Here is a 22,490-nt window from a genome sequence, read left to right on the forward strand (position 1 = left end):
ATTAAGGGGTCTGATTAAAGATATGATGCGAAGGATTGGGGTGATAGGCGCGGGTCTGTGCGATCCTGAGATTGCCGCAATGGCTGAACAGGCAGGGCGCATGATAGCGGAACGGGGCGCCATTTTATATTGCGGCGGTCTAGGAGGAGTGATGGAGGCCGCGGCAAAAGGGGCGTTTAATGCAGGAGGCATTACGGTTGGCATACTTCCTGGGCCGAAAGCGGCAGATGCTAATCCTTACATAAAAATACCTGTAATGACGGACATGGGATACGCAAGAAATGTAATACTTGTCAGGTCATGTGAGGTGCTTATAGCCATTGCTGGCTCGTACGGCACGCTCGCAGAGGCATCCATCGCCTTAAAGATGTGGAAACCGGTCATCGGCCTGAAGACATGGGAAAATCTCAAAGGCGTTTATTATGTCGATTCCCCTAAAGAGGCCGTAGACAAGGCATTCGAAATGTTGCTTTAATGGCAATAAAAGGGGGCATGGAAATTTTAGATTCAGCCATTCAACTCTTGCTTCATCTTGACAATTACTTGGATTTGTTTGTCCGGGGTTACGGTCCGTTTATCTATCTGATATTGTTTTTGATAGTATTCGCAGAAACGGGATTGGTCATAGCCCCATTTCTCCCGGGCGATTCACTCCTTTTTGTAACAGGTACATTGGCCGCTTCAGGCGCAATGGACATTAGGCTTCTGATGGTTTTGCTGATAATTTCAGCGGTCCTTGGGGATACGGTAAATTACTGGGCTGGTTATTGCGTCGGACCTATGGTGTTTCGCATGGAAAGCTCACGTCTTCTAAATAAAAAACACCTGGAAAGAACGCATTTATTCTATGAAAAATATGGCGGTAAGACTATAATAATCGCACGTTTCATTCCTATAATCCGTACTTTTGCGCCGTTTGTTGCAGGGATCGGCAGAATGACTTATAGGCGCTTTGTTGCCTACAATATAATAGGTGGCTCCTTGTGGGTGACGCTCTTTCTGTTGGGCGGTTTCTTTTTCGGCAATATATCATTCGTCAAAAAAAACCTGACCTCTTTTATCTTTTTTATCATCATTTTTTCCATCATGCCTGGGGTAATTGAATATACAAGGGCCAGATACGGTAAAGCCAGGGCCTAGCCCTGTTTGTATTCATGTTGAAGCATCTGAAGATCTTTCCAGACATCGAGCTTTACAGACTTTTGCCTGTCACCGGCAAGACGTAGAATATAGGCCGGATGATAAGTGACAACCACCTTTATGTCCAATATATCATTTGGTCGATCGATCCGCATTGACGACACCGGCAGATCTGGCAGGGAATAAAGGACGCCCCTTAGTTCATGTAACGGCTTTCTGACATTCAAGAGCCATTGCGCGGCAATCTGGCCTAGCGCCAAGATGAGCTTCGGGGAAACTGCGCATATCTGTAAGGCCAAAAATGGTATACATGAAGCGATCTCGCCTGGTTTCGGCGTCCGGTTAGCCGGGGGTCGGCACTTTATGACGCTTGTTATATATGTATCACTTCTTTCAATATCTATAGCCTTTAGCATCTTTGCCAAGAGTTTTCCTGAAGGTCCTACAAAAGGACGTCCCTCTATATCTTCTTCTCTCCCTGGGGCTTCGCCTACAATAAGAAGACGCGCATCACCAGGGCCCTCTCCAAAGACTATGCCTTTTCTCGTTTTGTGGAGTCCACACCTTTTGCAATCTCCAAGCAGATCCTTCACCTCAAGGAGCCCTGCTTCCCCTTTGGGCAAAGATATTTTTGTCGCCGGCACTGTAGCATCCCATTTGCCGTTCTGAAAATTATGTAAGCAGTCAGCGGACCCTCCAAGAAAGGCATTGATATGGCGCGTCCTCTCCACGACCTCTGTGCCGAGTTCCCTTTGAAATCTGATCCAATTGATGATATCGTGTATAAAATCAGTAAATTTGTCGAAGGTCATAGATGGTCGCTGCATGAATGGTCGCAAATATCATCCTCTGCCCCTATAAATAAATGAATCGATAAAATTATGAAAGAGGCATAAAAGATAAAAGGTGATAAAAACAGCGATTTTGTTGATAGTCTGTTATGTCGCATCCATGTCGTGTTGCCTGAAACAGGTATGTGCCGATGAGCCAAAAGACGCAAAGAGACTCTTTGAGAAAAAATGCGGAATCTGCCACTCGATAGAAAGGCCAAAGTCGATGAGGATGAGTAGGAACGAATGGAAAAAGACGGTCATTAGGATGCGGGAACATGCAAGGGTTTTTACGGATGCCGAGGCCGAGATCATCATTGATTATCTTGCCGAGCACTATGGCCGTTAAACATCTTTCCGATCATTCATGCCTCAAGGCCTCAATTGGATTTAAGAGTGAGGCCTTATAAGCAGGATAAAAACCGAAGAATACCCCGGTAACAACCGAAAAGCCAAAGGCTAGGACTATAGAGATAGGCGAGATAAGCGTTGGCCATCCGGTTGTTGCCACGGCCAAGGTCACCCCCATGCCCATAATTATCCCGATAATACCCCCCGATACTGAAAGCGTGACGGCCTCAATAAGAAACTGGAGTCTTATATCCCATGTCTTAGCACCAACCGCCATCCTTATCCCGATCTCTCTTGTCCTTTCTGTTACTGAAACGAGCATGATGTTCATTATCCCGATGCCGCCTACCACCAATGATATGGACGCTATTGCGCCAAGCAAGAGGGACATGATCTTTGCAGTCTTTTCAGCGGCCTTGAGTATTTGGGTGAGGTTTTTTACAGTAAAGTCATTCTCTTGTTTAGGCCCGATGTGGTGTCTCTGCTTCAAAAGCTCTGTTATTTGTTCTTCGGCAGGGCCTAGTTCATTAGCCCCTTTGGCGCTTACAAGGATGATCTTTACCACACCTGGAAATGGGACGCCGAAGAGCTTCTTTTGCGCCGTTGTGACAGGTACATATATGGCGTCGTCCTGATCCTGCCCGTTCGGCGACTGACCTTTTTCGGCAAGCACGCCGATTACGGTGAACGGGACGTTTTTAATCCTTATGATCTGCCCGATCGGATTGATAGCACCAAATAAGTTGTCTACTACGGTCTTGCCTAGGAGGCATACCTTTGCAGCAGCCTTTACGTCATCTTGTGTAAAATATCTGCCTGACGCAATGGGCCAATCTCTTAGATCGAACATGCTGGGCGTTGTGCCAGTAACCAATGTTGACCAGTTCTGATTACCATACATTACCTGTGCCACACCGCTGTCTACAGGGGCTACATACAAGACAGCCGGACATTGTTTCTTGATGGCCTCAGCATCTGAAAGCGTGAGCGTCAGCTGGGTGCCGCTTCCCATTCTTACGCCGCTGGCAGTGCTTGCACCTGGCAATACTATCAGGAGATTGCTGCCTATGCTCTTTATTTGCTCGTCGAGCATCATCCTTGCGCCGTTTCCCAGGGCGAGCATTACAATGACAGCGGCGACGCCTATGATGATGCCAAGCATAGTAAGGACAGAGCGCATCTTGTTTGTCATCAAGGCGTCGAAAGCTATCTTGAGAGATGGGACGACCCCGATCACTTTTTGACCTCCTCGTCACTGACGACCGCTCCATCTGAGAATTTTATAATGCGTCTTGCAAAAGATGCTATATCAGGTTCATGGGTGACAAGAATGAGTGTAACCCTAAGCCCATTATTCAGTTTCGTAAAAAGATCCATAATCTCATAACTCGTCTTTGTGTCGAGGTTTCCTGTTGGCTCATCTGCAAGTATGATCGAGGCGTTATTCACAAGGGCCCTGGCAATGGCTATCCTTTGCTGTTGACCGCCGGAGAGTTGAGTCGGATAATTGAACGCCTTCTGCTCGAGGCCTACAGATCTCAGGGCCTCAAGCGCCAGCTCTCTGCGCTTCTTGGCCGCAAGCCCTGCATACAGCATAGGGAGCTCGACATTTTCAATCACCTTGGTCCGTTGGAGGAGATTAAAACCTTGGAATATAAATCCGATCTTTTTGTTCCTTATCTCAGAAAGTTCATCACTGCTCAAATTGTTTACATCCACACCGTCCAGACGATACTCTCCACTCGTAGGCTTGTCGAGGCAGCCTATTAAGTTCATGAAGGTTGATTTGCCTGAACCAGATGCGCCCATGACTGCTACAAACTCACCTGAATCGATGGAAAGCGAGACGTCCTTTAATGCATATATTTCGACATCGCCGAATCTGTATACCTTTCCCAATCCCTTGGTTTCTATGAGAGCCATGGCGTTAATCTTAAAAATGCATATGCGTAGCAAATTGCGTCTTTTGTTCTTCCGATCTGTCAATGGCCTCGGTAATGACCATATCCCCTTCCTTAAGCCTCCCTGAAGTTACCTCGGTATAAGTGCCGTCGGTTATCCCTGTTGTTATTGCAATGCGCACAGGTCGTCCATTGCCATCGAGCACCCATACACCTGGCCCTTTTGGAACAGCTTGCCCGCCCGCTTTTTTCCCTGAAAGGCCCGGGGGCTTGAAGCGCAGGGCTGTATTTGGGACCATAAGTACGTCTTTTCTGGACTTCGTAATTATTGAGACATTCGCCGTCATGCCTGGCTTAAGTTTTAGCTCAGGATTGTCCACTTTTATTACTACATCATAAGTCACTACATTTTGTATGGTGGTCGGAGCAATCCTGACCTCGGAGACCTTGCCCTTAAAAGGCAGTTCAGGATAGGCATCAACAGTGAATTCGGCGTCCTGACCGACGGCGATACTACCTATGTCGGCCTCGTCTATATTTGTATCTATCTGCATCTTGGTTAGGTCTTCGGCTATAGTAAAGAGCGTAGGGGTCTGGAAACTGGCGGCGACCGTCTGCCCGACATCGACCTTTCTCGAAACGACGACGCCGTTTACGGGTGAGAGTATCTTTGTATATTTGAGATTTGTCTTTGCATATTTGAGATCTGCCTCAAGTTGACCTATCTGAGCCTCATATGCCGCTACCTGGGCCTTTGCCGTTTCATAGTTTGTCTCTGCTGTATCGAGATCACTTCTTGCAACCAGATCCTTTGAAAAGAGCTCCCTATATCTTTCCATGGTGCGTCTGGCATCGATCATGGTAGCTTTTGCCTTTTCAAGATTCGCCTTTCCGACATCAAGATTAGCCTTTGCCTTTTCGACCTGTGCCTCAAACAGAGTCGGGTCGATCATGGCTATCAATTCGCCTTTTTTTACAACTGAATTAAAATCGACATAGATATATTTAATAGTTCCGGAGACCTGTGTACCCACATCCACGGTGGTCACCGGATTTACAGTGCCGGTTGCCGTAACACTGGCCTTGATCTCGCCGCATTTTACAATTTCTGTTTTAAATTTCGGCACATCTTTGCTGTTTCTCATAAAGAAAAACAGAAATAGCCCCAAGATCGTAATGACCGTGATAGTGACGGCTATTTTTTTCATATTACTCACCCATTGCCTTTTGAAGGGCTGCAAATGCCACCCTATAGTCATAAAGGGCCTGGATATAGGCCAACTTAGCGTTTTCAAGGGCGATTTCTGAATCCGTAACTTCGATTGGGTTTCCAATACCCGCCTTATATCTTCCCATCGCCAGATCAAGATTTTCCTGTGCCTGCGTTACCCCGAGCTCAGCCACAGGCACTCTTTCCCCAGCCTCGACAAGATTGAGATATGCCTGTTTTACATCAAGAAATATACTGTTCTTAAGGGATTCCTCTTTTGCCGAGATTGAATCTAGGTTTGCCCTGGCCTCTTCAACTTGATATTTTGTAAGAAATCCGCTGAAGATAGGAAATGTTATATTTACTCCTACTGTCCATCCGTCTGAAAGTGGGAAGCCAGCACCATCAACATTATATGAGGCATTGCCGCTAACAGATGGATAGTATCCCTTTTTCGCAAGCTCTATGGAGGCGCTGGCCGCTTTTTTTTGTGCCAGAATTGAACTTAGATCCGGTCTTGCGGAATACGCCTTTTTGAGCGCCTCTTCAAAATCTATTTTGATAGGTGAAAAATCAAGTATATCTTCGAGCTCATATCCATCTATGTCTGGGACGCCCATTGAGTTGTTTAATTCCGCCATGGCGATTTTTACTGAATTCTGTGCATTTATAAGGTTGAGCTTTGCATTGCTCAGATCAACTCTTGCCTTGGTGACGTCGAATTTAGGTCTTATTCCAACCTTATAAAAGCCTTCGGCCTGTTTGAGATGAAGTTCGAATTGCGCTACCGCATCTTGTGCGACCTTAAGGTTTCTTTTTGCCCTTAATACTCCGAAATATGCCTGTTTGACATTGAATATAACCTGATTTGTCGTTGTTTTAAGATCAGATTTGGACGAAAGAAGATTGAGGCGGCTTATTTTGACCTGTGTAGACGTCTTTCCGAAATCATAGAGATTTTGTTTTAAAAGAAAGCCGCCAGAGTAGTCGTTAAATGATCTGTTTGTAAGTCCGTTATCGGGCGAATATTTGCTGTATCCGGCAGTCATGTCGATCTCAGGTAGATAACCTGATTTAGCCTGTCCCACCCTGCTCTCCTTTGCCTTTATATCGCCCAATCCGGCCAATATGTCCGGCTGATGTTTGAGTGCGATGTCTATGCAATCTTTAAGGGTCAATGTCTTGGTCTTGGGCTCGTTCTCCCCTGAGGCATTAACAAGGGCAGGGAAAAACAAAAAATACATAGCAAGAAGGGCCAGTATAGGCAGTTTAAAAGGACTCATCGTGTCTGATCGACCTCTTCTTTTTAATAGAGGTTTGTCGAATATAGTGAGTGGCCACTCAATAGTCAAGTTTATTATGGAGATGATTGATTTTCTTGACTCCTATGTCATGGTGAATTATGAATAGAAGCCTGCTTGAAACAGTGGCTTATTTATCTACCAAATAAAAGAGGAAAAAATATGGAAGTAATAAGAAATTTTTTCAAAACGAGGCTATTGCACAATTAGTTAGTCATCTGCTAGGCGCCTGGTATTTTTGTAGATGGCGGACACCCTCAAGCAGAGTATGAATTTCAACGAAATTATGTCGGGCTTCAAAAGCCGTACTGTAATGAAGTAGATAAGGAGCAAAAGATTGGATCAAGACAATCCGATAGTAAAACAACGTCTTAAAAAGGCCGAAGAGCTCGAGGCTATAAATCTGAAACTCTATCCAAACGACATCAAGACGCCAGACAAGATCGCCGATTTGATAGGGGCATATGGCGGGTATGATGCAGAGGCCTTGAAGTCTATTTCTCAGACATTCAGACCTGTTGGCCGCATTATGGGGCTGAGACGTTTCGGAAAGGCTGCCTTCCTGCATATCCAGGACTCATCAGGGCGTATCCAGGTCCATATTTCAAGGGATATGGTAGGGGATGAGTCCTACAGTATTTTCAAGAAATTTGATATAGGCGACATCATCGAGGTAAGTGGATATCTTTTTCGTACCCAGACAGGAGAGCTTACCATATCGGCAAGGTCTATAAGGCTTGTTACCAAATCCCTGCGCCCATTGCCTGAAAAATTCCACGGTTTAAAAGATAAGGAGATCCGCTATCGTCAGCGCTATGTAGACCTAATCATCAATGAAGATGTGCGCCGCGTATTTATTCTTCGCTCCAAAATAATACAGATCGTCAGGAATTATCTTAATGAGTCGGGCTTTTTGGAGGTCGAGACCCCAATGATGCAACCTATAGTGGGTGGTGCGACAGCTAGGCCCTTTGTAACCCATCACAATGCCCTTGGGATTGATCTATATCTGAGGATCGCGCCCGAGCTCTATCTGAAGCGGCTTCTTGTAGGTGGTTTCGAAAGGGTCTTTGAGCTGAACCGTAATTTTAGAAATGAAGGCATTTCTCTCCAGCATAACCCCGAATTCACCATGGTCGAATTTTATGAGGCCTATGCAACCTATGAAGACCTCATAAAAAGGACCGAAGAACTCTTTGTAAGGATAGCGCATGAACTATATGGAAAAGACAAGATCTCTTATCAGGGTCAATCCATCGACCTTTCAAGGCCTTGGCGCAGGCTCACTCTTAAAGACTCGCTTATAGAAATAGGGGGAATACCTGAACGAGAACTTTCAGACAGATATATGATGACAGCGAGATTGAAATCCCTTGGAGCTCCGATAAAGGGGGATGAGCTGCAGGGGAAACTCTGGACAAAGTTATTTGATATCTTGGTAGAGCCACGGCTTATTCAACCGACCTTTATCACGGATTATCCTGTGGATGTTTCTCCTCTTGCCCGTAAAAATGAACAAAACCCAGAAGTCACAGATCGGTTTGAGTTGTTTATAAGCGGGAAGGAGATCGCGAATGCATTTTCCGAGTTAAACGACCCAAGGGATCAATATAGGCGTTTTGAGGAGCAGATCAAGGAGCGAAAGGGCGATGAAGAGATACCGCCCGTGCTGGATGAAGACTATGTAACAGCACTTGAATATGGCATGCCGCCGGCGGCAGGCGAAGGCATAGGAATAGACCGCCTTGTCATGTTATTTTCCGACTCCCCTTCCATCAGGGATGTTATTCTTTTTCCACAACTTAAACCAGAGGCACAGCCAGATGTCTAAATTGCCCTTTGAGTGGTTTATGGCGTTTAGATATCTGAAGGCTAAACGCAAACAGGCGTTTATTTCTCTTATTACCTTTATATCAATCGCAGGTGTGGCTATAGGGGTCATGGCCCTGATAGTGGTCATATCGGTGATGGGTGGCTTTGAAGACCACCTAAGAACCAAAATACTGGGAGTAAGTTCACATATAGTTGTAAGAAGCTACAAAGGGCCTATTTTTGATTATAAAGAAGTTGAAAAAAAGATACTTTCTGTATCGGTTTCAAGAGGCAATTTGCTGGAAAGAATCTTTGGTGTGAACGATAAGGCCAGAGTCGTAGCAGCTACGCCGCTTATCTATATACAAGCCCTTTTGAGCTCAGGTCATGGGGTAAGTGGTGCCATCATCCGGGGAGTCGATCCACGTAGTCTTACAAGGGTGATGGATACTGGCAAGATAATTTCAGGTAAAGGTCTTGTCGCATTGAATCATAGACAGCAAAACGGTCCGCCGCCTATCATCCTCGGCAAGGAATTAGCAAGGACCCTCGGGGTCTCGGTCGGCCAGACCATACAAATAATACTCCCTAGCGGGATGATAACCCCTATTGGAATGCTGCCTAAGATCAGGAGCTTTGTGGTGGTAGGTATAGATACTACTGGCATGTTTGACTATGACTCCTCTCTTGCCTTTATAGGTCTTGAGGATGCACAGAGGCTGCTTCAAATCCGAGGCCAGGTGCACAGCATCGAACTCAAGGTCTCTGACATATATGCCTCGGACAGGCTTGCGCTGGCCATTGATAAAAGGTTAGGTCCGCCTTTCTGGGCTATGGACTGGCAGCAGATGAGCAGAAATCTCTTTTCGGCCTTGAAGCTCGAAAAGCTGGCTATGTTCATCGTGCTTACGTTGATAGTGCTGGTCGCAGCCTTCAATATCGTCAGCACGCTGATCATGATGGTGATGGAAAAGCATCAGGATATAGCGATTTTAAAGGCCATAGGGACAACCGATAGGCAGATACTGAAAATATTTGTCTACAACGGCCTTGCAGTCGGCCTTATCGGCACAGCCATCGGCGTCATGGGAGGGGTAAGTCTCTGTGAGCTGCTTTCAAGATATAAGTTTATAAAGATCCCAAGAGACGTCTATTACACCGACTCACTGCCGATCCTCTTAAGATCATCCGACGTGATTACAATAGCGGCCTGCGCCGTAATTATCTGTTTTATTGCGACTATCTATCCTGCCCGGCAGGCAGCAAAGGTGAATCCGTCCGAGGCATTGAGAAATGGATGATTGATTCGTCTCATATCCTTATGTCCGCGATATACCCTGGGCTGTGGGTTGTTACCCGTCTAAAAATATGTCTGGATTATTTAAATTAAATATGAACAGGGAACAAGAAGAGGTATTTTGCGTTAGAAGGGATGATCTTGAGGCGTTGTTCGGCTCCCCCCTGCCGAATGGGGCGTTAAAAGGCCCTACGATTGAAGACGTGTTGGACCTCAAGACCTTTTTTTTGCCAAGAAGTAAGGCCGAGCACGACCCTTCATATAAACAAATTATTCCATATCAACTTTTTCGCTCAGACAGGGTTTTTTTTGTATATCGACGCGGGGAAAAGATAGGCGAAGACCGCCTTATCGGCCGTTTATCCATTGGCATCGGCGGGCATGTAAATATATTGGATACCTGTAGGCCTCATGATCACACCCTCTCGTTTTATCGAGACGCCCTTATAAGGGAACGGATGGAGGAGTTAAGCAATCCAGAGGTTGTGCGCGAGGTATTTTTGGGCTGGATAAACGACGAAAGCAATACAGTAGGCCAGGTACATCTAGGGGCGGTGCATTTATGCGATGTGATTAGGCCCGAGGAGATTAGGACAAAGACCGATGAAGATATCTATTTTGTCGGTTGGTGGACAAAAGAAGAGATAAAGGCGAATAAAGACCTGTTCGAAAGTTGGTCAGTCTTTGCCGTTGAGTTCATCTAAAATCCCAAATAAATGGGCTGTTTTTCCTTTTTTATGACGTACTTAAACAATACTTTATTAAAGCCAGGACCTTCAATGCACTATCTTTTGACTTTACTGAAAACATAAAATATTTATTATAATATAAATTCAAGACGAGGTCCGAATCAGATGTTTGACTACCTGATTTTAATGATTGTTTTGTTCGGCGCCCTGTTTTTTATAGGGCGCACTATATTCAGACAGATAAAAGGTAAAAGTTCAAGTTGTCATATCTGCAGCTGCGGTTGCGAAGGCTGCGGAGATCAGCCGTCAGATGAAAAGAGGATTTGATAGATCAATCTGGCGTATAGGATAGAACCGTCATCTCAATTGCAACACATTTTATGTCTAAATAATGACGATTGTCCCTTTTGATGCAAGCGATCGTATACTTGTCCAGGCAAAGACATGTCTGGCATCTCCTGAACGCGTGATTAAGGAAAGGGAGAGATATGTGCCCCTGCTTCTTAAGGCCTTGAGGCTCTCGAGAGACCTCAACCTGAGACGCGACATACTCCTCCTGCTCGGCAGTTTCGCCAAGGAAGATTTATATTGGCCGCTTTATGAAATCATGTCGGACCCACAGGAGCCTGACGAATTCAGAGACCAGGCCGCAATACACCTAAGCGTTATGGGTGCCTTTTTGGACGATCCACAGGCCCTTATTAGGAGGCTTATAAATGATATAGAAACAGGTGGGCACGATTCTAGAGTGCGCGCAATAATCGCCATAGGTTGGGAGGGAAACTTGGCAGCAGTACTTCCTTTGATTGAGTGTCTATACGATGCAGATCAAGAGATACAGGAGGTCGCAGTAAACGCCCTGTGCAATCTCAAAGATAGCAGGGTGGTAAGTCTCCTTGCAGAGAGACTTAAAAATGGTTCTATTGATCAAAAAAGGGCGATTCTATTCAATCTGTGGCGTTTTAAAGACAGACAAGATGAAGTGGCTGCCATTTATAAAAAAGAAATTGAATCAGGCGATCCCGATTTGCGGCTCGAGATCCTCGCCCTCCTAGACAGGATAGATGGTCAGAATGACCATGCCGATCTCTACAGGTCACTCCTCTTGGATCCTGATGATAAGGTAAGAAATATTGCGCTTGAACGCCTTGGCGCGCTTAAAAAAATTACGCCCGGAGACGCATTGCAATTTCTTAGCGATCCGTCAATGATGGTCAAACGTACCGCCACGAAGATACTTCAACTTTACGGAAAGCCGCCCTGTAACATTCATTGAGTACGATAAGATAATGACTTAAAAGCCTCGGTACCGTCGATTTTTGTGTGAAATTTCGCACAGTATTCCTTGAAGCAGGCAAGGTGCGACCCGATTCGTCCATTTTTAAATTCACACAAAATAGTTGACAGTATCGGTGATCGTGGATAAACGAACCGGCAGGATAAGGTCGATCTATTAAGGAGGCACAGGATGTGGGGACCAGGTTGTTGATTGGGTCAAGGGATGTTTTTGGGAATGCCGTTTGCAATGATAATGGGAACCGCCTTCTGGCTGCTGACGATCTATGTTCTTTCGTTTTTATTTCTAAGATAATAAAAAAGGCGAGATTGATGCAATAGTGGGCACAAAAACCCCTCATCATGCTGCCATTTTCTCAAGGAACCGCCATTCATATCATTCATATACAGCAGGAGATAGGTAGCCAGCCTTACCTGCCGTCTTATTGATTATATATTCGGTGATCTCATTCATAGCCTCCCTCCTAGTTGCAAATTGACAATGATGGACAAGCTCGTTTTTAAGGGTACCCCAGAAACTCTTCATAGGGACGTTATCATAACAATCGCCCTTTTCACTCATCGATCCTTACTTTGGTGTCAACTAAAACCATCATAGATCTTGGTGCACTATTGCCTATAAGGCGGTTCCAATCCGTTAAACATAGGACAATGCTTTACATTCAAGATTTTTAGTTCGGCTTTTTCCGCATAAGCTGTTGCAGCTAAAACGGCATTCGCAAGTCCAACCCCATGCGATTTGCCGAAATCGCGCTTGAAGAGCCCGCCTATTTTGGCAATCTCGCCGGTTATTGGAACAACGCGAGATAGAGAGATAAAATTTTCCAATACAGTTAGTTCGGTATTTCCTTTTACACCGGCACACAATTCAGCAGCTACGATCTTTCTTTTTTTACGGGCGTCGGTTGTTCGGCATGATGGATTTTTCCTCCCAATGACTTGATGTAGGCCGTAATATCAGCCATGTCAGCGTCTTTGGGATCAATGCCTTTCCTTTGAGCGCCATTTCAATGGGGTGTTTCACCATCATCACCGGATGCCTCGCCCCTGGCCATGAGAGGGCCTTCTTGTTCTTGGGCCTGATGATAGTGGGCTTGGTCCTGCCGCCGAACTGATGTATGGCCGCATACTCGACATTTGTCCCCACCTCGGCGCTGGTGGCGTCGGAACGTGATGTGAGGGAGTTTTTGAGCCTGCCTGTATCCATGAGGGTCTGGCCGTTCTGTCTTAGAGCGCGCTTGCTGGGCTTCCATTTATCCGGCCTTCCGCCCTCGGCGAAGTTCCTCTGAACCGCCGATTCCATCATCCTGGCCACTGTCCGCATGACGGGCGTAAGGTCTCCAAGCCTGGCCTGGAGACCCTTCAGGGCATCCATTACCTCCCTGTCGTCTATAGTGATGGTTACGTTAGGCATAAGTTGAGCCATGGAAGATAAAAAATAAAATATTCATCTGGTGGCATACTCTAGCCGGTATTGGGATACACATATTATTGACTCCTTTTCAAACAGTGTTTAAGCTATGATTAACAGGTGCATGACAACCGGAAAACCGCTCAGGCCGGTTGGACTTGCCGATTCTTCGGCCAGCCCCATGATGGAGTTGAGCGACCATCCATGCACCTGCATTTTAGATTGGTTCATATCTGTTGGGGTCATTCAGGTTTGATCCTTGGACCACCCCCGCTGTTATAATCATATTTGCCCTTCCTTTTCCGATCTTCTTGTCAAATTTAATTACAAACTTGATAATCTTATTGCTTCCCACCCGTGCAAACGTCACCAGCGCCGCCGGGTCCTCTTTATCTATGTACCACTGAGCCTCTTTCCATTTTTCAGGAAGGTCAAGCAGTTCCTTGAAGGTTATCCCCGCGCCCCTGGTGTTCTTGGCGTCATCCAGAATGTGCGTGACGCCTGTATCCGTCAGCATTACCAACGATATTACAGGTTGCTTCTCAAGCCTGTCCAGCACCGCCGTGGGTATAACCCCTATCGGCCACACCTCGCCCTTGGGTGTTCCCCTGTCGTCCATGACCTGTTTTACCCAGCCATCGAATGTCGTGCTGGATTGCAGCCGATCCGCCTCGACCAGGGACTGAAGCGCTTCTAAATCCTCCTGCCTCAGCCTGTTTTTAAGCTGCGGGCATATCAGTTCCCCGTCCGCAAACTCACTGAACCGTGTCCCACATATATCATCTATCAGCCCCTGCAGGACGGCCTCCCTTAAATCCGCCCTGACGCCGGTGAAATCAGGTTTCCATGCCACCTCGCCTGGGTTGGACGCAAAGCCTGGGTCGGGGATGAGCGGGCGGGCCGGAAGCCGGTTGCCTGTTACAGGATCAATCGGTTCTATCAGGTCGCCCGTCGGGTCTTCCGTCTCAACATGAAGGCCTCTGGCCTCCATCTCGGCATTGGACAGGGCCCGCACGGAGCAACGGCAGTTATAGCCGTTCGGCGGATACCAGGTCTTCCAGAACGGAGGGATGAGGCCTAGCAGGAAACAGGCCGTTTTATCTTCTACAGAAGGCCCTGCGATGACCTACAGGGATAAAACTTAAGAGGGCCATATAGATACATGTTCAAAAGAGTCTGACCAAGGAAAAGGCACTATACAGGGCTGTAGTGTCTTTTCTTTGCCGAAAAGGCTTGGTTACCCAAAGAGCAGGGGCACGGCAGGAAAGGAAGGGATAGGAAGTGAAACGGCTAGGAACTATGAGGCGGGCTACCCTGAGGTTTACTATTAAGTGAAGCGACTGGTTTACTATTTTTTCAATGCTATAACCTGATCGATCCTATCGTTCTGGTCATAGGTGACATCAAATGCCATCTCATCTCCGTTGAAAATGCCCTCGGTAGGCGTGCCGATGACTTCCCATATGCCACAGGTCAATACGTCAGCAGCGCCATGGAATACGGCTCTGCCCGCTTTTGCCCCAACGCTGTAGCCTTGTACGAATTGGAATATCTCATGTCTCTTGCCATTCCTTATTTCACTTACGATAGGTAAACCAAACTCAGCTAAGAGCATGTTTCTTGGTACACCAACCCTGAAAAGATCAATGTTTTTGACATCAGGCTGTTTTGCTGCCATAAACACAGAACATCCCGAGGCACAAATCAATAATGCAATCAGCGGCACAAATAGAACAAACTTCCTTACTGAAGTCATTTCTCATCCTCGTAATTTTAAAAGAACTTGATAGATTTAGAATATACACTAAGATACCATAAGAGTAAAGGCCCGGCAGGAAAGGAAGGGATATGAGACGGGCTACCATTAAGTGTAACGACTGGTTTACCATTAAGTGTAACGACTGGTTTACCATTGGAAGGTATGCCTCTATTGAGCATGCAGTAATTGGGGCAAAGGTGACTAGAAGTGAAACGACTGCTACTGCATCGCATGGAAAAGGGTCATAGTGAGGTGCACCTTGCAAGACATATAAGCCTATGCCTTTTTCCTTTCAGAGGTCATGGTGAGGCGCTGGTGCGGTCGTCCTGGCAAGGTAAGGCTATCCAGCAGGGTAAAACAAGGAAAAAGAACAATAATAGTAAACTTTTTGTTTAGTATTTCCATACATCCCTGTATCATCCCATACCCATACAATAATAATATATAATATTATCCTGATCGTTTCCTTGAGAAGTGTAGCATGTAAATATGATTCCCGGGGGGAAAAGGTGATACCCGCCACATTGCGGTAGCAATTTTCCCAGGAGACGGCTTCCTGCCAGCACAGTCATTCAATGATAAGCCATTCGTTTCACTTCATAGAAATTTCACAATCGCTTATCTTCGCTTATGACTATCAGCAAATGAAAGGCTAGAAGTAGCTTGCTTTCTGGTAGACTACCAGGGCCTTTTCAAGGGCAAATGGTACCCATACGGTACCCACGACAGACACAAGAAAAAAGAAGGGCATCAAAACTGCATCTAACTACTTGATTTTATTAAAGCCGACAAGGGGATTCGAACCCCTGACCTGCTGATTACGAATCAGCTGCTCTACCAACTGAGCTACGTCGGCTTCATTTCTATGAATTATCAATGTTTGTGCGGTATTAGCATAAAGTATCTTAAAAATCAAGATAGGCCATCAAACGGCTTTTGTTAAGCCGGTCTTAAAGCCAGCCTGCATGGTGATAATCGGTCTTTTGATTAAAAAAAGAAGCTGAACGAGAAATGCCTGGGTAGCCAGGGTAGATAGACAGGGCGGATACATTACTATTTGGGGCAATCCGCCCTGTCTCGGCTCGGCTCACTTACTGATTTTGTAACACCTTTTTTCGCTGTTCAGGATTTAAGATATTCCTTGCGTCTATAACTGTATTTACGACCATTTTTTGCATATCTCTTGACAGACCGGATATTTCGTCTATCTGTCTGTTAACAGCCTGCTTGTCAGGATTGGCCTTATTCATCAGCGTTTGCAGTTTCAGGATTGCTATTCGGAGAGTGGCGCATTTCTGAATAAGTGCTATCTCAAGCTCCTCCTTGATCTTCTGGATGTGATCCTTCTGATCCTGTGTCAGTCCTAACTGGGCACTGTTAGCAAGATAACCGTCAACTTCCTTTACATACTGCATTATCGCCATGTTGGGACAACCCATCATCCCCATCATGTCATGATGCTGGTCCATCATCATACAATGGCCCTTCATCATGGACGGCCTCATCTTCATCATCCCCTGCCCCATCATTCCCATACCTTGGCCCATGCCTTGATCTTGAGCCTGCTGCTGTCCCTGGACATCCGTCTGCCCAGGCTGCCTAGTCATGTCCATCTGGGCGAATGCCGGGGTAACAATGAGCAGTGTGATAATGCCGATTCCTGCCAGATAAGACCTCTTCATAGATAATTCCTCCTGTGTTTGATAGAAATTTAGGGGTTATTGGCCCAGCGTCGCCTCTATTCGAAAGCGCTGCATCAAGCCGTTTGCATAGGTGTACCACCATGAACCATCCTGACTCTGGCTGAAACCAGGGGTTATATTTGTTGTGTCGGCATTGGAAACCACCATCGATGACATAAGAGTAAGTCTATACGAGACCTGCCCATCGGTCCAGGTGACGCTGATCGAACCGTCGGCGTTCATTTGAATATTTGACATCCCAGGCAACTTCCCCAGACCTGCCATTACTTCATCGGCATGGGCGAAGGCGGGACGGAAATTTTGCGAGAACCCGTCGGTATAGCGGAGACTGAATGGAGAAAAATCAGTCAACCCTGGGGGCAATTTGAGCCCTGCAGTATCCGTACCATCTCCAAAAACAGCTTCAGGGTCCGGACGAAGAGAAAAGCCATACGGGAGACCAGGATAGTTTATTATAAATGAACCATCGGCCTGATATGTCATGGTCATCTGCATGCCAAATGCACTGTCGACCAATGCTTCAAAATCATCGACATTATGAAAATAGGGCATAGCGGTAAAGGTGCCATGGGATGTGACCATTATGAGTGAACCGTCAGGTCCAAAATGGATGGATGGACCTTGAGTGCCTGCGGTCTGAGAGGCGTTGAAACCTGTTTCAGGCACCATATAGGCGAATACATGCCCTGGTTGTTTTGAATAAAGAAAGATGGTGCCATCAGGTCTCTGGGTTATGCCGGAAAACGTAGCTGTATTCGCCATGATTGTGTTCATCTCTGACATCGGGCCTGCCATATCAAAGGTATTGGGTCCTTTCATCCACGGCCTGTCAGGCATATGAAATATCGGCATGCCACCCGTGCCAATACCTGGATTACCTGGATTTGTCCCTGGCCCCATTGGGGCGGCATTGATCTGTGTCGCCGATGTCAACGTAAAAATGACAATAAAAAGAATGTGATACAATTGTTTCATGTTTTAATCCTCTTTTAATTTTTAATTAAAAAACTCCCTTTGGGATTTAACCAGCCGGATTTAAATATCTTTGAGCGGGCACGCTTCGCATCGAGGCGCATTTTTTTTACAATACTGTTTTCCGAGGGCAACCCACAGCGCATGGTATTCGTTGAAAAACGATACATCCGCAGGAAGATGGTCCATAAAGAGCGCCCTGATATCGTCGTAAACGGCATCTTCATCAACCAGGCCGTGCCGCAGGAGCGCCCTGCAGGTATAGGCATCTACCACAAAAGTGGGAAGCCCGCCAGCATATAGAAGGATGCTATCGGCAGTTTCAGGCCCTATGCCCTTTATGTCCAGGAGCAGCGGCCTCAATTTGTCGAGGCCAATGGAAAACATATCATCCAGGTCGGCGTTGAAACGTTCGACAAGAAAGGAGACAAAGGCCTTAAGCCTCTTGGTCTTTATATTGAAATAGCCTGCCGGACGTATAGCATCTGCGATCATCTCATAAGGGAGGGTGTAAAGAACGATCGGGTCAAGTATGCCCTTGGCCTTCATATTTGAAATGGCCTTGCTGACGTTGTCCCAACTTGTATTTTGCGTAAGAATCGCCCCCACAGAGACTTCAAAAGGCGTCTCCCCTGGCCACCAGTGCTGGGCGCCGAATTCAGCAAAGAGCCGCTCATATATCGAAAGAAGCCTATCTACCACAGGGCCATAGTGATTTCTACTGCTCGAGACATCGCTTTTCATCCTAATGCCGCCTCATAATCCTAATCGGATCTTATCAAATAGACATAGATCAGAAAGGCGAGTATCATGATGCATATACTTATAAATACCCCAAGATCTTTCAGCGAGAACCCCTCGCCTTTTGGGAGAGTATACACTACAGCGAACCATAATGCCGCCGCACTCACAACTGTAACCAGGGTGCGCACCATTTTTAAAAGAGCAAGTACGGCAAGGACGACCAGAAACGGAATGGCTATATGTGGATTGTGCGCAAGGCTTAAGGGGTCGGTACCGGCCAGACGAGAAAATATGGCCTCAGTCCGCAGATTCTCTAGAATGAGTTGCCAGTTCATGGCCATCCTTTTATTTATTGTCTAATTTTGTTCATTTTGTTAATGATGTTAAGATGTTAATTTGAATGTTCGATTTTAACAACCCAAGATCTTTAATAAACACATTTATTGTAGGTGTCAATTATATAGCACCTCTACAAGACTTTTATTGCAAGATGACGGGTGGTATTTAACAATGCCCTATAGCCAAATCATCGCTTTGATGCTCGCATTGCTCATTGTGGTGGACGCGCCTGTAGATATAAATCCGTTCATGTCCGCCTGGTCTGTCGCTGCCTTCTGGTTATTGAAGGCCACAGCCTTTGCGTTGCTGGTTTTTCGACTCGCTGGAAACAAAAAGATTGGATCGATCGGTATGTTGCAGGAAAAACTGCAGTGGCTATCGCTTTTTGCACTTGCAATAGACTTTTATGTATTTGATTTAAAAATTTTTATAGCTCATCTCATCGCCTGGCCGACTCCTGGCCTGGTCAATATATGTTCTCTGGGCTTTTATCTAATATATCTCATTATGGCTTGGGCCGCCTGTTGGTTGGGCCTTAAAAAGCGCGGGCTTGCAACCATCTCCATCCAAGACGAAATAGATCTTAGATTGAGATTGGTGCTTCCCGCTATAATTCCCTATCTTGCTGTCACCTTGGCCGGCGACATTATCGGCAGAGTCCAGTGGCCTGGATTCAGCGATTTCATAAATAGCCCTGTCGGTGAGACCACTTCCATTGGGGTCGCTTTCATTGCCATAATCGTTTTTGTTCCCTTGATGATAAAATCTATATGGAGGTGCACCCCCCTTTCAAAAGGATATGTCAGGGACCTGATAGAGGATTTTCTAGCCGATTCAGGGACCAGATATCGCGAAATACTCTTGTGGTCACTCGGAGGGCAAGGTCTGTGTACAGCAGCAGTTTTGGGCGTGGCACCGAGATTCCGCTACATACTTCTGACACCATGTCTGATCCAAAATCTTACGCCTAATGAAATAAAGGCTGTACTTGCCCATGAAACGGCCCATGTCAAAAAGAAACACATCTTGTGGTATTTTATTTTTATTGGCACCTTCGGTCTGATAATATATAATATATTTAATACCCTTTGGATGTGGCTCGTTTCACAGCGATATTTTCTAATGCCTCTTCTTTATCTAGACGATGCCGCCCCAGATATCTTTCCTCTTCTCTCGAGTCTTCCGTTAGGCCTTATGCTGGTCCTTTATTTCAGATTTTTTATAGGATATTTCATGAGGAATTTTGAACGCGAGGCGGATCTCGCAGTATTTGATGTGCAAGGACATCCACAATATCTGATAAATGCACTTGAAAAGGTGGCATCCATCTCGGGCATAAATAAGGAGCAACCGAACTGGCATCATTACGGCATCGCTCAGCGCGTGGATTTTCTCCAGGCTGCAGCACAAAACCCTAAATTAAAGACGGTATTTTTGAAACAACTCAGACAAAAAAAGGCCCTGTTTTTACTTGTTGCCTTATTTTTGGCCGCAGCACCCGATATAAGCAAGGCCATTGCACAGTTGGTTATTCATAATGCAGGTTTTTAAAGCCTTTGAATTGATTCGGCCTTTATTAATTAGATCTAGATAAATAAACGGATTTAAGCAAAATTATGATACATTTTTTAAGATTTCCATGAGGTCAATGGCATTTTGTGGTGCGTAGGCGTTATAATCATTGTTAAAATATATAAATACCTTTATTTGTTGATTCAGGTAACTTCTAATCCTTGCGGCATCTGTTTCAAGTTTGCTTTTCGAATAAGAGGTGGCATAGGTACCGTTTTCGCCATGACGTCTCATATAGACAAAATCGGAGGTAACGGGCAATCTGTCCAAAAAAAGGGGCCAATCGGCCATGGTAAGAGAGACGTTATATCGCCTGCATAGATCTAATATCTCTTCGCATATCCAACTTTCATGACGGAATTCAAAGGTATTTCTTGCTGGATAATCCTTCAGTAGATCCAAAAAGCTGCTGAATCGTTCAATATCCAGTTTAAATCTAGGGGGAAATTGCCAAAGCACGACAAGAAGCTTTTCTTTCAACAAAAGGACCCTGGAAAAAAATAGTTCCAACGGCGCTTCGACATCGTTAAGTCTCTTGATATGGGTAATAAATCTGCTTCCTTTCACAGAAAAGCCAAAATCATCAGGGGTGCTGGAATGCCAATGCTCAAAGGTCGTTAAAAGAGGCAATCTGTAGAAAGTGACGTTCAATTCGACGGTGTTGAAAATGCTAGAGTAGTAATCAAGCCATTCCTTTTGTGGGGTATCTTTAGGATAGAATCTGCACCTCCAATCCCGATAATTAAAACCGCTACATCCGACTCTCAAGAAAGCCATGGCCGCTGACCTCAATTTTTAAATTATAAGGAAACAGATGTCTGCGACGGACGCAATATGGCCTCATTGACATCCCTTATTATGCAACCCATTTTAAGAACATGGGCGCAATGGTGGAGATAGACGGAAGCCGCGGGGAAGGCGGCGGCCAGATATTGAGGACATCCCTGGGCCTTTCATGCCTTTTCGCAAAACCATTCCATATGGTAAACATCAGAAAAAATCGCAGGAGACCAGGGCTCATGCCCCAACATCTAGCCTCTGTCAAGGCGGCACAGGCCGTGGCAAACGCATGGGTCGAGGGCGCCGATATTGGTTCCGTTGAACTTAAATTTCGTCCAGACAGTATCGGGTCAGGTCATTTTTTCTTCGATGTAGGGACAGCAGGTTCTACCTCTCTGGTCTTGCAGACGATCTTACCTGCCTTAGTATTGCATACGGATGCCATAAGCACGGTAACTATTGCAGGCGGCACTCATGTACCATCGAGTCCATGTTTTCACTATCTGGCCATGGTCTTTGCTCCATTACTCAAGACAATGGGTGCGGCTATCGAATCGGATATAGAGGCCTATGGCTTTTATCCCCGCGGCTGCGGGAAAATCACCTGTCGGATCCATGGCACAGAGGATATAAGGCCACTGGATCTCATGACATCGTCCGGCTTAGAGGCTGTCTCTATTCTGTCTGGAGTCTGCAATCTTCCAGTGAGCATAGCGCAAAGGCAGGCAAGGGCAGCGGAGAGGGAGATCGAGGCCTTAGTCGATGAGATCGGGATAGTACCGATAGAGTTGATAGACGCACGCAGACATGGGCCAGGCAAAGGTACTTTCTTATTTTTGAATTCAAGGAGAGGCGGTGTTGCAGCAGGTTTTACAGCGTTTGGCGCACCAGGCAAGAAGGCGGAAGATGTGGGTAGAGAGGCGGCAAGGGCATTTTTGAAATATTTTGCCGCAAATGCCGCCCTGGATCCATATATTACTGATCAGATAGTTTTATATGCAGCCATCTGTAAGAAAAGATCTGTCTTTACGACATCTGAAATTACCAGTCACATGCTTACAAATCTCTGGGTCATAGAACAGTTTATCCCTATTCGTTATCAAGTGGATGGGGATATCGGATAGTGTGAGCGATATAGGTAAATACTTTCAAGGCTGTCATTCAAAAAGTCTATTGTTTCAACTTGATCGATTAGTTATTCCAATTTGCCATTTATACAGCCTATCTGTAATTTTATGTGAAACATTAAGAAGGCGTATACCATTGGTCCGACCTGGCCCGACGTTTAAACAAAAAGGGTGTAAATGGTCTCTCGGTCTGTTTCCAGAAATTAGGATGCCAACGCAGACTAGATATCTAGTCGGACCATAAACCTCTTTAACG

24 protein-coding genes, 1 tRNA gene and 1 pseudogene are annotated in these 22,490 nt (G+C 45.8%); 10 read left to right on the forward strand and 16 right to left on the reverse strand.

Translation table 11 applies throughout. From position 1 onward, the window contains the following. Positions 1–22 precede the first annotated feature (22 nt). Together LGS26_RS06910 and LGS26_RS06915 are read left to right on the forward strand one after the other, a co-directional pair. Positions 23–475, forward strand: coding sequence for a TIGR00725 family protein (locus LGS26_RS06910; protein WP_237888160.1), 453 nt, complete (start codon positions 23–25; stop codon positions 473–475). Between the two features lie 17 nt (positions 476–492). Then, entirely contained in the window at positions 493–1,140 is a 648-nt protein-coding gene (locus tag LGS26_RS06915; protein WP_237888161.1) for a DedA family protein, read from the forward strand. Here LGS26_RS06915 and LGS26_RS06920 read toward each other — a convergent pair. Continuing rightward, positions 1,137–1,952, reverse strand: coding sequence for a uracil-DNA glycosylase (locus tag LGS26_RS06920; protein WP_237888162.1), 816 nt, complete (start codon positions 1,950–1,952; stop codon positions 1,137–1,139). The genes LGS26_RS06915 and LGS26_RS06920 overlap by 4 nt on opposite strands. Before the next feature lie 94 nt (positions 1,953–2,046). Here LGS26_RS06920 and LGS26_RS06925 point away from each other — a divergent pair, with 94 nt between their 5' ends. Then, the gene (locus tag LGS26_RS06925; protein WP_237888163.1) at positions 2,047–2,319 is read left to right on the forward strand and encodes a hypothetical protein; all 273 of its coding nucleotides are present in this window, start codon (positions 2,047–2,049) and stop codon (positions 2,317–2,319) included. Positions 2,320–2,331: 12 nt separating this feature from the next. Here the strand turns inward: LGS26_RS06925 and LGS26_RS06930 are convergent, their stop codons facing one another. The 4 genes from LGS26_RS06930 to LGS26_RS06945 are packed head-to-tail and all read right to left on the reverse strand — an operon-like array spanning position 2,332 to position 6,715. Beyond that, a complete protein-coding gene (locus LGS26_RS06930; RefSeq protein WP_237888164.1) occupies positions 2,332–3,558 on the reverse strand; it encodes an ABC transporter permease in 1,227 nt (408 codons plus the stop codon). Next, complete coding sequence (locus LGS26_RS06935; RefSeq protein ID WP_237888165.1) at positions 3,555–4,244, reverse strand: ABC transporter ATP-binding protein; 690 nt, start codon at positions 4,242–4,244, stop codon at positions 3,555–3,557. The genes LGS26_RS06930 and LGS26_RS06935 overlap by 4 nt, the downstream gene beginning before the upstream one ends. 10 nt (positions 4,245–4,254) lie before the next feature. Continuing rightward, positions 4,255–5,430 carry an efflux RND transporter periplasmic adaptor subunit gene (locus LGS26_RS06940; RefSeq protein WP_237888166.1) on the reverse strand — a complete coding sequence of 392 codons (1,176 nt, stop codon included), beginning with the start codon at positions 5,428–5,430 and terminating at the stop codon, positions 4,255–4,257. Between the two features lies 1 nt (position 5,431). Next, on the reverse strand, positions 5,432–6,715 hold the full coding sequence (locus tag LGS26_RS06945; RefSeq protein ID WP_237888167.1) for a TolC family protein: 1,284 nt from the start codon (positions 6,713–6,715) through the stop codon (positions 5,432–5,434). A gap of 355 nt (positions 6,716–7,070) precedes the next feature. Between LGS26_RS06945 and lysS the strand changes: the two genes are divergently transcribed. The 5 genes from lysS (at position 7,071) to LGS26_RS06965 (ending at position 11,807) form a co-directional block, all read left to right on the forward strand. Continuing rightward, positions 7,071–8,564, forward strand: coding sequence for a lysine--tRNA ligase (gene lysS, locus LGS26_RS06950; RefSeq protein WP_237888168.1), 1,494 nt, complete (start codon positions 7,071–7,073; stop codon positions 8,562–8,564). Continuing rightward, positions 8,557–9,846: a lipoprotein-releasing ABC transporter permease subunit gene (locus LGS26_RS06955; RefSeq protein ID WP_330873276.1), complete on the forward strand. Its 1,290-nt coding sequence runs from the start codon at positions 8,557–8,559 to the stop codon at positions 9,844–9,846. The genes lysS and LGS26_RS06955 overlap by 8 nt, the downstream gene beginning before the upstream one ends. 91 nt (positions 9,847–9,937) lie before the next feature. Further along, complete coding sequence (locus tag LGS26_RS06960) at positions 9,938–10,546, forward strand: phosphoesterase (RefSeq protein WP_237888169.1); 609 nt, start codon at positions 9,938–9,940, stop codon at positions 10,544–10,546. A 171-nt stretch (positions 10,547–10,717) separates the two neighbouring features. Further along, the gene (locus LGS26_RS09800) at positions 10,718–10,858 is read left to right on the forward strand and encodes a FeoB-associated Cys-rich membrane protein (RefSeq protein WP_407932052.1); all 141 of its coding nucleotides are present in this window, start codon (positions 10,718–10,720) and stop codon (positions 10,856–10,858) included. Between the two features lie 64 nt (positions 10,859–10,922). Beyond that, the gene (locus LGS26_RS06965) at positions 10,923–11,807 is read left to right on the forward strand and encodes a HEAT repeat domain-containing protein (protein WP_237888170.1); all 885 of its coding nucleotides are present in this window, start codon (positions 10,923–10,925) and stop codon (positions 11,805–11,807) included. Positions 11,808–12,203: 396 nt separating this feature from the next. Here the strand turns inward: LGS26_RS06965 and LGS26_RS06970 are convergent. The 10 genes and pseudogenes from LGS26_RS06970 to LGS26_RS07010 all read right to left on the reverse strand — a co-directional run. Beyond that, a pseudogene (locus LGS26_RS06970) lies at positions 12,204–12,395 on the reverse strand (IS3 family transposase); the annotation flags it as partial. Between the two features lie 324 nt (positions 12,396–12,719). Next, positions 12,720–13,241 (reverse strand): phage virion morphogenesis protein, encoded by a 522-nt coding sequence (locus LGS26_RS06975; protein WP_237888171.1) that lies wholly within the window; start codon positions 13,239–13,241, stop codon positions 12,720–12,722. Between the two features lie 99 nt (positions 13,242–13,340). Then, positions 13,341–13,469 carry a hypothetical protein gene (locus LGS26_RS09685; RefSeq protein WP_269137049.1) on the reverse strand — a complete coding sequence of 43 codons (129 nt, stop codon included), beginning with the start codon at positions 13,467–13,469 and terminating at the stop codon, positions 13,341–13,343. Further along, on the reverse strand, positions 13,456–14,253 hold the full coding sequence (locus tag LGS26_RS06980; protein WP_237888172.1) for a hypothetical protein: 798 nt from the start codon (positions 14,251–14,253) through the stop codon (positions 13,456–13,458). The genes LGS26_RS09685 and LGS26_RS06980 overlap by 14 nt, the downstream gene beginning before the upstream one ends. Positions 14,254–14,586: 333 nt before the next feature. After that, entirely contained in the window at positions 14,587–14,916 is a 330-nt protein-coding gene (locus tag LGS26_RS06985) for a hypothetical protein (RefSeq protein ID WP_237888173.1), read from the reverse strand. An 864-nt stretch (positions 14,917–15,780) separates the two neighbouring features. Continuing rightward, positions 15,781–15,853, reverse strand: a tRNA-Thr gene (locus tag LGS26_RS06990). A 235-nt stretch (positions 15,854–16,088) separates the two neighbouring features. Continuing rightward, positions 16,089–16,679 (reverse strand): Spy/CpxP family protein refolding chaperone, encoded by a 591-nt coding sequence (locus tag LGS26_RS06995; RefSeq protein WP_237888174.1) that lies wholly within the window; start codon positions 16,677–16,679, stop codon positions 16,089–16,091. A gap of 36 nt (positions 16,680–16,715) precedes the next feature. Further along, on the reverse strand, positions 16,716–17,675 hold the full coding sequence (locus LGS26_RS07000; protein WP_237888175.1) for a hypothetical protein: 960 nt from the start codon (positions 17,673–17,675) through the stop codon (positions 16,716–16,718). 60 nt (positions 17,676–17,735) lie between these two features. Next, on the reverse strand, positions 17,736–18,416 hold the full coding sequence (locus LGS26_RS07005) for an endonuclease III domain-containing protein (RefSeq protein WP_237888176.1): 681 nt from the start codon (positions 18,414–18,416) through the stop codon (positions 17,736–17,738). A 20-nt stretch (positions 18,417–18,436) separates the two neighbouring features. Beyond that, a complete protein-coding gene (locus LGS26_RS07010) occupies positions 18,437–18,751 on the reverse strand; it encodes a hypothetical protein (RefSeq protein ID WP_237888177.1) in 315 nt (104 codons plus the stop codon). Between the two features lie 175 nt (positions 18,752–18,926). Here LGS26_RS07010 and LGS26_RS07015 point away from each other — a divergent pair, with 175 nt between their 5' ends. Then, positions 18,927–20,306: a M48 family metallopeptidase gene (locus LGS26_RS07015; RefSeq protein WP_237888178.1), complete on the forward strand. Its 1,380-nt coding sequence runs from the start codon at positions 18,927–18,929 to the stop codon at positions 20,304–20,306. Positions 20,307–20,369: 63 nt separating this feature from the next. Here the strand turns inward: LGS26_RS07015 and LGS26_RS07020 are convergent, their stop codons facing one another. After that, positions 20,370–21,104: a DUF72 domain-containing protein gene (locus LGS26_RS07020; protein WP_237888179.1), complete on the reverse strand. Its 735-nt coding sequence runs from the start codon at positions 21,102–21,104 to the stop codon at positions 20,370–20,372. Between the two features lie 110 nt (positions 21,105–21,214). On the opposite strand from LGS26_RS07020, the gene rtcA reads away from it, so the two are divergent. Further along, on the forward strand, positions 21,215–22,231 hold the full coding sequence (rtcA, locus tag LGS26_RS07025) for an RNA 3'-terminal phosphate cyclase (protein WP_237888180.1): 1,017 nt from the start codon (positions 21,215–21,217) through the stop codon (positions 22,229–22,231). The last annotated feature ends 259 nt before the right edge of the window (positions 22,232–22,490 follow it).

Source organism: Dissulfurimicrobium hydrothermale (assembly GCF_022026155.1).
GTDB lineage: Bacteria > Desulfobacterota > Dissulfuribacteria > Dissulfuribacterales > Sh68 > Dissulfurimicrobium > Dissulfurimicrobium hydrothermale.

Bases quoted from the DNA above. Each gene is read 5' to 3' on its own strand.
- LGS26_RS06955 (WP_330873276.1), top strand. From the start codon at position 8,557: ATGTCTAAATTGCCCTTTGAGTGGTTTATGGCGTTTAGATATCTGAAG.
- rtcA (WP_237888180.1), top strand. From the start codon at position 21,215: ATGGTGGAGATAGACGGAAGCCGCGGGGAAGGCGGCGGCCAGATATTG.
- LGS26_RS07000 (WP_237888175.1), bottom strand. From the start codon at position 17,675: ATGAAACAATTGTATCACATTCTTTTTATTGTCATTTTTACGTTGACA.
- LGS26_RS06920 (WP_237888162.1), bottom strand. From the start codon at position 1,952: ATGACCTTCGACAAATTTACTGATTTTATACACGATATCATCAATTGG.
- LGS26_RS07015 (WP_237888178.1), top strand. From the start codon at position 18,927: ATGCCCTATAGCCAAATCATCGCTTTGATGCTCGCATTGCTCATTGTG.
- LGS26_RS07010 (WP_237888177.1), bottom strand. From the start codon at position 18,751: ATGAACTGGCAACTCATTCTAGAGAATCTGCGGACTGAGGCCATATTT.
- LGS26_RS06965 (WP_237888170.1), top strand. From the start codon at position 10,923: ATGACGATTGTCCCTTTTGATGCAAGCGATCGTATACTTGTCCAGGCA.
- LGS26_RS06960 (WP_237888169.1), top strand. From the start codon at position 9,938: ATGAACAGGGAACAAGAAGAGGTATTTTGCGTTAGAAGGGATGATCTT.
- LGS26_RS06910 (WP_237888160.1), top strand. From the start codon at position 23: ATGATGCGAAGGATTGGGGTGATAGGCGCGGGTCTGTGCGATCCTGAG.
- LGS26_RS09685 (WP_269137049.1), bottom strand. From the start codon at position 13,469: ATGAACCAATCTAAAATGCAGGTGCATGGATGGTCGCTCAACTCCATC.
- LGS26_RS09800 (WP_407932052.1), top strand. From the start codon at position 10,718: ATGATTGTTTTGTTCGGCGCCCTGTTTTTTATAGGGCGCACTATATTC.
- LGS26_RS06995 (WP_237888174.1), bottom strand. From the start codon at position 16,679: ATGAAGAGGTCTTATCTGGCAGGAATCGGCATTATCACACTGCTCATT.
- LGS26_RS06940 (WP_237888166.1), bottom strand. From the start codon at position 5,430: ATGAAAAAAATAGCCGTCACTATCACGGTCATTACGATCTTGGGGCTA.
- LGS26_RS06945 (WP_237888167.1), bottom strand. From the start codon at position 6,715: ATGAGTCCTTTTAAACTGCCTATACTGGCCCTTCTTGCTATGTATTTT.
- LGS26_RS06975 (WP_237888171.1), bottom strand. From the start codon at position 13,241: ATGCCTAACGTAACCATCACTATAGACGACAGGGAGGTAATGGATGCC.
- LGS26_RS06935 (WP_237888165.1), bottom strand. From the start codon at position 4,244: ATGGCTCTCATAGAAACCAAGGGATTGGGAAAGGTATACAGATTCGGC.
- LGS26_RS07005 (WP_237888176.1), bottom strand. From the start codon at position 18,416: ATGAAAAGCGATGTCTCGAGCAGTAGAAATCACTATGGCCCTGTGGTA.
- LGS26_RS06985 (WP_237888173.1), bottom strand. From the start codon at position 14,916: ATGGCAGCAAAACAGCCTGATGTCAAAAACATTGATCTTTTCAGGGTT.
- LGS26_RS06915 (WP_237888161.1), top strand. From the start codon at position 493: ATGGAAATTTTAGATTCAGCCATTCAACTCTTGCTTCATCTTGACAAT.
- LGS26_RS07020 (WP_237888179.1), bottom strand. From the start codon at position 21,104: ATGGCTTTCTTGAGAGTCGGATGTAGCGGTTTTAATTATCGGGATTGG.